Raw genomic sequence first — 10660 nt, forward strand, 5'->3', positions numbered from 1 at the left:
ATCTAAGAGGGGATAGCTCCTAGTAGAGGGTGAATTAGCCTCTCGTTGCCCTAGGTTGCCAGATTTAGCATGCAACGTGGCAAATTCCAAGAATTTTACTAGCTTTTATAAAATACGTTGGGGCGATCGCCGGGGTCACGAGTTGCTAAACAGTTAGGAGTAGCTGCCAAGTTCTTGTTGCAGATGTCTACCCCAATTCGCTGCTAATGTGACATCCGTGAAAGGGATGCGGATGGGCTGGGCTGGGTTAGGTAAAGAAAATTCCAGAAAAATACTACGACCTTTTTGTGGCAATGCGTTTAAGTCTACTGCTTGGTCGTCCACTAGTAGGCGAATGGCTTGAACTTCCTTGAGTGAAAAAGCAGCTAAATTAATTGGGCCGCGACGGGTGGGTTGCCCCCAAGTAAGGTCACTGCCCTGCTGCCCCAGAACGGCGTAAATATCGTATTTAGCTCGCTCAAATTGCTCTGCCCAGCGGCGGTAAGCTTCTACTTTTTGATACTCGTTCCAGCCTGCCCAAGCGAGCCAAATAAAGACGCCTAGCAAGGGTAGCCACAAAAGACCTCTTTCCATAATCGAATTTAGAGATAATCCAGAAAAATTATCAGTCCGTAACTATCCTGCAATATTACCGCTACCCCCTAGTGCGTGAGCTATGGTTGAAGGCAACGAGCTGTAGTAATGATTTTCTATGAGAAGGCTGGGGCTGGTGGGCTTGTTTCTGGCGGGGCTAATGTTAGCGATCGCCAGCTTTAAAGGATTGGCAGCAAACGGAACCTACGAATCGATTGTGCTGGATTTTCGCGAGGATATTCCAGCGGTGCAAATTCAACAACAGTTGGATGCGATCGCGCAGCAGTATCAAGTGAAGCCTCGGTTAAATAGCGAGTTTTCCGAGGGCGATCATCTTTACATTGTGGAAGGAAATTCTCGACTTCTACAAGCGCTACAAAAATCTAAACTGGCTAAGTCTACCGAAGCGATCGAGCCGAACTATATTTATCGAGCCTTTTTCACCCCTGACGACCCCGAATACAGCAAGCAATGGAACCTCAGAAGCATTAATGCGGAAGCTGCTTGGGATGAAACTAAGGGCAGTGGGGTTACCGTCGCCGTAATCGATACGGGAGTTAGCCGGGTACCTGACCTCAAAGACACTCAGTTTGTGGAAGGCTACGACTTTGTCAGCGATCGCAGTGATGCTAGTGATGACAACGGTCATGGTACTCACGTCGCAGGCACGATCGCTCAATCCACTAACAATGGTTATGGTGTAGCGGGAGTTGCTTATGAAGCAAACCTGATGCCTTTGAAGGTTTTGAGTGCGGCGGGTGGCGGCACAGTGGCCGATATTGCCGAAGCAATTAAGTTTGCCGCAGACCACGATGCTGATGTGATCAATATGAGCTTGGGGGGTGGCGGCGAAAGTGAAGTCATGCAAGAAGCGATCGCCTATGCGCATGACAAAGGCGTGGTGATCATCGCTGCCGCAGGCAACGCCAATCAAAACTCAGCTTCTTATCCCGCTCGCTACCCACATGTGATTGGGGTTTCCGCTTTAGGTCCCACAGGCGAAAAAGCCATCTACTCCAACTATGGGGCAGGTGTAGATATCGCAGCCCCAGGTGGCCAAACCCAAGGTGAAGACAGCACAGGCGGCATTCTGCAAAACACGATTGATGCAGAAACGGGCGCACCGATCTTTGCAGCTTTCCAAGGCACTAGCATGGCTGCTCCTCATGTGGCTGGTGTAGCAGCGCTGATCAAAGCGTCTGGGGTACAAGAACCTGATGCGATTCGGAATGTACTTTTGGAGTCGGCCCGCGCCGTCACAGATGACGGTCTCAACTACTATGGGGCAGGTCACTTAGATGCCGCCAATGCTGTGAAACTGGCAATGCGAGGGCAAATCACCTTCCGCGATTTCTTCCGCTGGCTGCGGGATAATGGCTATCTCAACCCCCGTTTTTGGATTGATGGCGGTGCCGTGGCCATACTACCTAAGGTCGCAATGGTGCTGGGGTCTTACTTGCTGGCTTGGTTCCTCCGCAACTACTTACCTTTCTGGAGTTGGCCGCTCACTAGTGGGTTAGTTGCTGGAAGCGCGGGGCTATTTGTCTTTCGCGGCTTTTATATTATGGATTTGCCCCAGTGGCCCTTCCGGGTGATGGGTAGTTCAATTCCCGAATTAGGCACGGCGCTTCAAGGGACAAATGCACTGAATCCTATCTTTGCCAGCGTTTTGATTCCCTTCCTCTTGCTGGCCTTGTTTCTCGGCCATGCGGAATGGAAGTGGTTTGCCGTTGGCACAACTTTGGGAGTCGCTTCTTGCTTAGCCATTAGTGCGTTTATGTCTCCACACCTGCTTTGGCTCGGTACAGGCGCGATCGCCCAAGCTTACTTAGCCGTAAACGCCCTGCTGTGTTTCGGGTTAGCCTATCTGGTAACGAGAGGAGAAGGAGAAGCCGCATGAGTATTAAAGTCACGGGCAAAATCGAGCGCAAAGGCATCGGGCCTGGTACTTGGGCGCTAGTCGGTGAAGATGGCCAATCTTACGAACTGCACAATGCTCCTGGGGACTTGAAAAAGTCTGGCATCCAAGTCACGGTGGAAGGCCAAGTCCGGGAGGATGTGATGACATTCGCTATGATTGGCCCCGTTTTAGAAGTCACCAAATTTGAAGTGAAAGATTAACTCTCGCCAGCCGGAACTGTTTCTAGAACCGCCTGTAACCGACTTCTAAATTCACCTTTGGGGTGGCCGCCTTTAACTTCTCCAAGAATCTTAAATTCTGCATCAGGAGAGTCACAAACAATATAGGTGGGCCACCCCATCCCTTCTTTGTCAGGATATTGGGCCAACAAAATCTTGCGATACTGGCGGTAAGTGGCCGTATCTTGCATCATGCAGTTGATGAAGCGGAGACCGAGTTCTTCAGCCACCTTCTGGTCGTAGAAAGACATTTTGTGGCAAGTCCCACAGTCTTCTGAAGAAAACTTGATAACAGCTCGATCCATAAAATTCCCTTGCCTTCGTTGAGCAAAACTAGAATGAGCGAAACTAGAGGCAACCCTGCGATCGCGGCTCACAAGCTGACGCTAGGGTTTAATTTCGATCATAGGTGCTGATGCGCGTTTACAGAGGTGGGTTGACGATATCGCTGAAGCGATCGCAAAACTTCCTGCTGACAGACCAGCCACCAGTACAAAGTCAAATTCACCAGTCCCAAAAGCTTTGTGCCATCTTCTAGCAGCATTCTGGCAGGTGCCCCTGGAGCCGCAATTCTGAGCAAATCGACCACCCTGGAAATGACAACTAAACTAATCGCTGCTAAGAGTAAGGCGTAGGGTGTGGAGTGAATCCGTTTTCGAAAGCTGAAGATATAGCCCAAGGCAGCTACGCCATAAAGGCTGGCAATTAGCACTTTAGAAACGCCAAACCAAGTTACCAAACTAATCGTAATCCGGTAGACCTCATCAATCAAAATGATCGAAATTCCAGTGGCAGAGAGCAGGAGAAAACGGTCCAACCTACCCTGAGGGTGAATCTGCTTCATCAACCCTAAGCTAAAAGCACAATAGGCTACTGGTAAGCCCCACAGCACATTGGAGATCAGGGTGAGAAAGCCTAGGTGAGGCTGTTTGGTGGGGTCTGCTTTATGAAATAAGAACTCAATTTCCTGGGGACTGCCCCAAACTTTGGCATGCGTGAGCAAAACCAGGAAAAGCACCAAGGTTAAGCCATTGATCCACAGCACAGAACGATTGCCCAAAAGCTGTTGACGAATATTCTTCGTAATTGTGGATAAAGCGGATGCCATCTGCGAAACCAGGGGCTAGCTGCTTTCCGACCATAGCATCGAGCTTATGAAGCCGCAATCAAGGCAGTTGAGCGATCGCATCAAGCTCCAGTGAAGATCCAGGCCTTGAGCCAGCCCACAAAAGAAAATCCCCCGACTGCCCGAAGGAGCCAGGGGATTAAAATCAGGGTGCATCTACCAAACTACTTTTCTAGCGCCATGCCTTGAGATCCGGAAGGTTGTCTGTACAAATGGACAATTGCTCTGATTAATTGGCAAATGACTGGTAACTTTTTGCCTAACTTCACCGTCATTCCTTAAAGAGTGAAGGATGTTGTGCTTTCTGTAACTTCTCCGTTCGCTCTAGCTCATTTCAAGCTTTTGGGCAGGATTGTTATTAGAGTAGAGTGAGAGCCGATTTGGCATCAGTGGTGGATGGAAGCTCTCAAAAAAGAGCTTGAGAGCAGGAGTGCATTTGTAGGTTAATGGTCTTGCGGAGTGTAGCTGTGACGCAGGAATTTCATCTTTCTGTTACCCCAGTTGGGGAAGATGAGTATTTAATACGGACGGAGCGAGTGGCCCCAGGGGTACCCCTAGCTGAAGAACAAGTGGTTTGGCCCGTTGAAGAGTGGCTAAATCAGGCGCGTCAGTTGATGAACGACCCGCTGCTGGGATTGTTGCAGGAAGATGCTTTTGATCCTGGGATAGATAAACTGCATAACCCAGGCGATCGCGAACTGGACTTGGTGCTCGGAGGCAGCGAGCCTAACCAAAATCTACCGCCACGGCATTTGGTAGCATTAGGACAGCAGCTCTATAATGCTTTGTTCCAGGGTACGATCCGCGATAGCTGGATGACCGCGCAAGGGATTGCCCAGCATCGGCGAGAAGTTTTGCGTTTGCGTTTAGGTTTAAAAGGAGCCCGCTTAGTTCGCTTGCCGTGGGAGGTATTGCACACCGGAGAACGGCATCGCGTAGGTGGCGCTTCTCGGCCTTTAGCGACGGGCACAGATGTTTTATTTTCTCGCTATCAACCCAGCCCAGGTTTAGTGGGGGCAACGACAGCTCTGAGAGAGTTGATGCGTGAGTCGCAACAACCGCTCAAGATTTTGATGGCGATCGCAGCTCCAACGGATCAAGAGCAACTGGAGCTGAAACGTGAAGCACTACACCTACAAGAAGAATTGCGTGGCCGTCATGGAGCTGCCTCAGAAGCAGGTGGCGGCACAGCAGAAATTCAGTTGACGATCTTAGACCAACCCGATCGCGAGCAATTGACTCAAGCTTTAGAGCAAGGCCAGTTTCAGGTTTTGCACTATGCGGGCCACAGCAACTTAGGGGCCGCAGGAGGCAACCTCTACCTGGTGAACGGCAAAACTGGGCTAACTGAGGTGCTGAGTGGAGATGACTTGGCTGGGCTTTTGGTCAACAATGGCATCCGCATGGTGGTGTTTAACTCCTGCCGTAGTGCCTATACCGCCACTTCAGATTTGGAGCATGAGATTGGCGAACAGAATCTCGCTGAAGCTTTGGTGCAGCGGGGCATTCCTGGCGTATTGGCAATGGCAGAGCGGATTCCAGATGATGTGGCACTGACCTTAACCCGCTTGTTTTATCGCAATCTGAAGCAAGGGTATCCAGTGGATCTCAGCTTGAGTCGGGCACGTCAGGGTTTGATCTCGGCCTATGGTTCTCACCAGTTGTACTGGGCTTTGCCCATTCTCTATCTGCATCCCGAATTTGATGGGCAGTTGATCACTGGGAACGTACCGGACCTTTACAGTGCGGCTCAAGAAATGGCGACTGCACGTTGGCGGAGTCCTAGCGATCGCCCTACCAATCATTTAACTCCTCTAGGAGAGGCTCAGCATTCTGGTTTGGTTGACGAAGAAGCCTTTCTAGCCTCTGCTCAGTCCCTCAATGGTATAGCAGCAGATTTAGAGGACGATCCCTATGACTATGGTGACGAAGACCTAGGTGAGTTAGATGATCTGGAGTTTGATGATGAGTTCGGGTCTGAAGCCGACTCGGCTTTAGTGGCTGAGCTGATTGAGCAGTTGTCAAAAAATCCTGCCGATCCCCAACTGACCGCAGAAGAACCGTTTTTGTCTGCTCCTGCGGCTGAAAATCTCCGATCAGAGTCTCAGCGCCCCCCTTATCTGGATTTGCCAGGCTCACCCAAACCCCAACCTACCTCGCCTAAGTCCACGCCTCCTCACAACCCGCCACCCCAAACGCCGCCTACCAACCCAGCGATCGATCCGCGCTTAAGTCAAGTCTTCTCGGATTTGGAGCAAGGCTTAGCTGCCCCTACCAATGCTAGTACCGCGATCGCCACGGCTCGAAGAGCAATTCAAGCAAATCCCAATGATGTTGATGCCTACAACCAGCTAGGATTAGCCCTCTATCAGCAAGGTAACTTTGCAGATGCGATCGCTGCTTACCAAGCAGCCCTAAAAATTAACCCCAGCTTGGCTGAGGTGTATAGTAACTTGGCTTTAGCGCTATACAAGCAAGGCAAGGTTGCAGAAGCTAAAACAGCGTATCAACAAGCGGTGAGCCTAGCGGCACTGCCTAGCGGCACGAACTCAACCACAGGTAGAAACTCAGCGTTACAGCCTGAATATCCTCGTCGGAGTTCTAGCGGCTGGGGCGCTTGGTTGCAGCAGCCTCGTAGACGCTCTAAGTTGTGGCTGATCTTGGCGGCAGCAGGAGTCACGGCGATCGCTTTGCTAGGTTTTTGGTGGTTCCAGCGAAACCGAAGTCCTCAAGTTTCGATTCCAACCTTGCCCGAATCTATCTCCAACAACTCCAACAGTTCTTTTGCCATTGATCCGCAAACTAACCAAACTACATTAGACCTGAAAGCAACTAATACGGCTACAGTCACAGCCGCTGCTATTGACTACCTAAGTCGGAAACAACTGGTCGCAGGGCAACAAGCGATCGCAGAACTGCTGGATCGTGGAGCCTTGCCTCAAGCCAGTGCTGCCTTGGCTGCTGTTCCTAATACTGTGATTGATGATCCAGCCGTGAGTTTTTTACGCGGTCGCTTGGCTTGGCAGTCCATGCAAACGGGCAACCAAGACTATAGCGTTGATGATGCCCGTCGCTACTGGGAAACTGCGGTTCGTCAACAAGCTGAAGCTGAACAGACGGATGCAGCATCCTTAGCGCTGTATCAAAATGCCTTAGGCTTCGCTTACTACGCTGAGCAGAATTGGGACCGAGCTAATCGGGCTTGGTTCCAAGCACTCTACTTGCAAGAAGAAGCGCAAACGACTACGCCATCTGAGTCAGGTGTCATTGCTTCCACTCCAACGGCAGCAACTGCGTCAGCCGCAACTGCGAAGCCAGGGAACCAAGAGAATCTGATGGCTTATGCTGGCCTAGCCCTAGTGCTAGCCAAGTCTGCCCAAAGTCAACCTGCCGAGCAACGCGCTAACCTGCAAAATGAAGCGCTCAAGCTTTATCAAAAAGTGATGACTGAGAATCCAGTGGCCTTCCAGCCCGATGCCTTAAGCAAAAACTGGATGTGGACCGAATCTACGATCAAGGACTGGGGAGCGATCGCTAAACTTCAGTCGCAAACCTAAGATGAAATTTTTCTTGGGCTGCACTAAGCTCCACGGGGTTCTGGCCGTAGAGCTAAAGCAAAGAGGAAAGAGGTTTCTGTTTGCGCAGGTCCATCATCTCTGCTAAGCTCGCCTCGCCCCAGTCTAAAGGATGGCTTTCGTTCTCTGGAACCACAGTGACGACTGGTTCTATGATCACAGGGCTTGGTGAGTAGCCCCTTTGACTCATGCGTACAGGCTCAGCGTGGAGAACAGTGGTCGCTGGAGCATTGGCTCGTTTGGCTGAAACCGCTGCTGCTTTTTTGCGGCGCATAGGTGAGCTGGGGCGGCGAGTCGCTGTTGCAGGCTGACGTTTTTGAGCCGCATTCATTTGAAAGGGCATGGCTCTTTGCTTTGACTTTGGCTGTGCTTGCTGGGGCTTCGGCTCCATTCGTTCAATTCGTCGAGAAATGAAAATAGAACCGGCTGCACATCCCAAGGCAACAGCACTAAATAACCATAGATTGAGGTTTTGCTCCTGAAGCTTAGGAGATGGAACTTTGGCGGGCGCTGTGGCTACTTTTGGCTCACCAGGCTCGACAGGGTCAACAGGACCAGGATAAATTAACCCTTTAAGGGCAAATCCTCCCAGCAGTAGGACTAAGACTAAAGACGCTCCCCAAAGGATAAAAGGATGCTTTTGTATCAGTTGTGAAGTCGTACCCAAAAGCTGTGGCTGCCGATGGGGATGAGTCTGGTTAACCATAGCTACTTTCATCTTGGCTAGGGAGTCCAAAGGGTTTAGAAATAGGGATTTTAGCTAGAATTCTCTGTTGTCTCTAGATTGTACTGAAGCGATCGCCTTCTCGCCAAAAATTGTGATTTGGTTTTAGGAATGTCGCTCCAGAGCAAACTGAATGAGTTGATCAACCAAGGTTGGGAAGGCAACCCCACTAGCGGCCCACAGTTGAGGATACATGCTAGTCGCGGTAAAGCCAGGTAATGTATTGATTTCGTTAATCAACACTTCCCCCGTAGACTCCACATAAAAGAAGTCAATTCGCGCTAATCCCGCTGCATCGACCGCAGCAAATGCCTGCAAGGCCAGTGTTTGCACTTGAGCGGCGATCGCTTCTGGTAGAGGAGCAGGAATATGTAAATCGGCTCGCCCTTCCGTGTACTTTGTTTCATAGTCGTAGAAGTCACTGGTGTAAGTGATCTCTCCAACGATAGAGGCTTGCGCTTGGTCATTCCCTAAAATTGCGCATTCCACTTCTCTAGCCACGACTCCAGCTTCGACAATTAAGCGGCGATCGTAACTCGCGGCACTGTCTAATGCTGCTTCTAGTTGAGCGCGCGATCGCACCTTGGCAATACCGACTGAAGAACCTAAGTTAGCAGGCTTAACAAAGCAGGGATAGCCCAAGGTCGCTTCGATTTCGTCACAGAGTTTGGGATACACGCAGGGGTTAGACCAAACTTGGGAGCGGTTGACCGTCATATATTTGACTTGTGCCAAACCTGCCTGAGCAAAAGCGCTCTTCATGGCGATCTTGTCCATCCCTACCGAGGAAGCTAGCACGCCTGACCCAACATAAGGTACTTGCATCAACTGCAACAAACCTTGAATCGTGCCATCTTCGCCGTTGGGTCCATGCAGAATAGGAAACCAAACATCGATTTCGGCGGTTAGGGGTGGAAACTGCCAAAGATGAGTGCGGCTACTAGCTGTTGAGGATGTTTCTTCGGAGGGCAGCGGCACGCCAGACTCTAGAACTGACTGAGCAACTTCTGGAGCTTGCCAACGGCCATCTTTTTGGATGTAGAAAGGCAGCACTTCGTACTTGCTAGGATTTGGGTCTGTGTTTAAGGCGTTGACGATTGCCCTGGCCGAGCGAATTGAAACTTCGTGCTCTCCTGAGCAACCGCCAAACAGCAACCCCACCCGCAGCTTCGTCATTATGGCGTCCTCCAGGCAATTTTTTCTAGCCTAACTACCATACTCTCAATGACTACCCTCAGTGAACACCTACCGCTGTTTAAACCAGTAGGTCTATAAGATATTTAGCTGTAATTACACTCGCAAATGTCGCGATCGCAACTTTTAGGAAAGATAACTGAGGGCTGAGAGTGAGCAATAGCAAAAAGTAAGCTCCGACGAAAACTCGGTTGTAACCTTGCTGGAACATCAAAATGCCCATGCTGCTCACGGAGAAAATTAGGCTGTAAATTAAGGTATTACTTAGAATAATTTGATTGTTTTGCGGCTGTTTATAAAGTATGAATAAACCTGTGAGCAACACGCTAATCAATAGAATGAAAGCTCCAACCTCTACGAGGTTACCAATAATAGGTCCCATTTTGATAGAGAAGAGAAATTTTTTAAGGATTCCTGCTAGAAAAAAGTCAAATCCCTCAATCTTGAGATCTGTAGGCTGAGGAGGTAGGCGCTTCGCAACATAGAGGCTCCAAATTCCTAATGGTATCCAGGCCCAAAATAAATGCTTCAACTGCTGCCATTTTTGCTCATAAAAACTAGTGGCGATAAAGGCTAGCCATATCAACAGTGTTGTCTCACGAGTTAAACAAGCTGCCGCTAGTAATGTAGTAGTATAAACGGGACGAAAACTGCGATAAAAGTAAATAGCAACAACTAGGAAAAGATTGTTCAATAAATCGGCAGTAGAGAGAGAAAGAACGATCCATACTCCCGGAACTGTTAGAGCAAACAATGATTGATAAATTGAAATTGATGATTTGTAGTGATGAATCGTGAGACCAATAAAAAAAACAATAGAAATAATCGAAAAACAATTAATGGCTACTAGAGCATAAGGAATGAATTGGGAATTCCCAAATCCTAAAAAGTATCCCAGCAGTGGATAGAGAATTCTGCGGTAACGATAGGGTGGATTATCGAGAGCTTGAATCGTTCCGTCTGCCTGTAAGAAGGGATCAAGCGCTAAGCTGAGAAACATTTGTCCATCGTAGCCCCCACTGGGATTAACCAAAACATCTTGGCCCTGCAGGTAAGGGGAAAGAGGCAAAACATTACCAATATGGAAAAACCCCGTGATATTGCCTGCAAAAGTATAAGAATAAAGTCTGAAGGCGATCGCCATGACAACCAAAGTTGCCACAATTGTACTGATTAGTACGGGTTGTGACTTTCGCCAAAATGAGTCTAACTGCATCAGGACTTACGCAAGAGTCATTTGTACGGACGGGTGCTTGAGTTGCTCAATCAGGTAGTCCGAGAGCATCCCATGCTTGAGCTGATAAATCGTTCTGCCGCTTTGGTACGCGA

General features: G+C 49.5%; 9 protein-coding genes. 3 read left to right on the forward strand and 6 right to left on the reverse strand.

Translation table 11 applies throughout. The features are described 5' to 3' along the window. Window positions 1-153 precede the first annotated feature (153 nt). On the reverse strand, window positions 154-573 hold the full coding sequence (locus H6F90_RS21355; RefSeq protein WP_190554209.1) for a hypothetical protein: 420 nt from the start codon (window positions 571-573) through the stop codon (window positions 154-156). A 118-nt stretch (window positions 574-691) separates the two neighbouring features. On the opposite strand from H6F90_RS21355, the gene H6F90_RS21360 reads away from it, so the two are divergent. Both H6F90_RS21360 and H6F90_RS21365 read left to right on the forward strand, forming a co-directional pair. Then, window positions 692-2473, forward strand: a complete 1782-nt coding sequence (locus tag H6F90_RS21360; RefSeq protein ID WP_190554210.1) for a S8 family peptidase — start codon at window positions 692-694, stop codon at window positions 2471-2473. Beyond that, window positions 2470-2694, forward strand: a complete 225-nt coding sequence (locus tag H6F90_RS21365) for a hypothetical protein (RefSeq protein WP_190431609.1) — start codon at window positions 2470-2472, stop codon at window positions 2692-2694. The genes H6F90_RS21360 and H6F90_RS21365 overlap by 4 nt, the downstream gene beginning before the upstream one ends. On the opposite strand, the gene H6F90_RS21370 is transcribed toward H6F90_RS21365, so the two are convergent. Beyond that, window positions 2691-3017 carry a thioredoxin family protein gene (locus tag H6F90_RS21370; protein ID WP_190554211.1) on the reverse strand — a complete coding sequence of 109 codons (327 nt, stop codon included), beginning with the start codon at window positions 3015-3017 and terminating at the stop codon, window positions 2691-2693. The genes H6F90_RS21365 and H6F90_RS21370 overlap by 4 nt on opposite strands. A 98-nt stretch (window positions 3018-3115) precedes the next feature. Next, window positions 3116-3820: a hypothetical protein gene (locus tag H6F90_RS21375; protein WP_190554212.1), complete on the reverse strand. Its 705-nt coding sequence runs from the start codon at window positions 3818-3820 to the stop codon at window positions 3116-3118. A gap of 485 nt (window positions 3821-4305) precedes the next feature. Between H6F90_RS21375 and H6F90_RS21380 the strand changes: the two genes are divergently transcribed. Then, the gene (locus H6F90_RS21380) at window positions 4306-7395 is read left to right on the forward strand and encodes a CHAT domain-containing protein (RefSeq protein WP_190554213.1); all 3090 of its coding nucleotides are present in this window, start codon (window positions 4306-4308) and stop codon (window positions 7393-7395) included. 52 nt (window positions 7396-7447) lie between these two features. On the opposite strand, the gene H6F90_RS21385 is transcribed toward H6F90_RS21380, so the two are convergent. The 3 genes from H6F90_RS21385 to H6F90_RS21395 form a co-directional block, all read right to left on the reverse strand. Next, entirely contained in the window at window positions 7448-8119 is a 672-nt protein-coding gene (locus H6F90_RS21385) for a hypothetical protein (protein ID WP_190554214.1), read from the reverse strand. Between the two features lie 123 nt (window positions 8120-8242). Further along, window positions 8243-9313 (reverse strand): D-alanine--D-alanine ligase family protein, encoded by a 1071-nt coding sequence (locus H6F90_RS21390; RefSeq protein WP_190554215.1) that lies wholly within the window; start codon window positions 9311-9313, stop codon window positions 8243-8245. Window positions 9314-9392: 79 nt separating this feature from the next. Beyond that, window positions 9393-10547, reverse strand: a complete 1155-nt coding sequence (locus H6F90_RS21395; RefSeq protein WP_370588062.1) for an AZOBR_p60025 family cell surface glycopolymer formation protein — start codon at window positions 10545-10547, stop codon at window positions 9393-9395. Window positions 10548-10660 lie beyond the last annotated feature (113 nt).

Source organism: Trichocoleus sp. FACHB-591 (genome assembly GCF_014695845.1).
Taxonomy (GTDB): Bacteria; Cyanobacteriota; Cyanobacteriia; order FACHB-46; family FACHB-46; genus Trichocoleus.

Bases quoted from the DNA above. Each gene is read 5' to 3' on its own strand.
- H6F90_RS21395 (WP_370588062.1), bottom strand. From the start codon at position 10,547: ATGCAGTTAGACTCATTTTGGCGAAAGTCACAACCCGTACTAATCAGT.
- H6F90_RS21355 (WP_190554209.1), bottom strand. From the start codon at position 573: ATGGAAAGAGGTCTTTTGTGGCTACCCTTGCTAGGCGTCTTTATTTGG.
- H6F90_RS21360 (WP_190554210.1), top strand. From the start codon at position 692: ATGAGAAGGCTGGGGCTGGTGGGCTTGTTTCTGGCGGGGCTAATGTTA.
- H6F90_RS21390 (WP_190554215.1), bottom strand. From the start codon at position 9,313: ATGACGAAGCTGCGGGTGGGGTTGCTGTTTGGCGGTTGCTCAGGAGAG.
- H6F90_RS21370 (WP_190554211.1), bottom strand. From the start codon at position 3,017: ATGGATCGAGCTGTTATCAAGTTTTCTTCAGAAGACTGTGGGACTTGC.
- H6F90_RS21385 (WP_190554214.1), bottom strand. From the start codon at position 8,119: ATGGTTAACCAGACTCATCCCCATCGGCAGCCACAGCTTTTGGGTACG.
- H6F90_RS21365 (WP_190431609.1), top strand. From the start codon at position 2,470: ATGAGTATTAAAGTCACGGGCAAAATCGAGCGCAAAGGCATCGGGCCT.
- H6F90_RS21375 (WP_190554212.1), bottom strand. From the start codon at position 3,820: ATGGCATCCGCTTTATCCACAATTACGAAGAATATTCGTCAACAGCTT.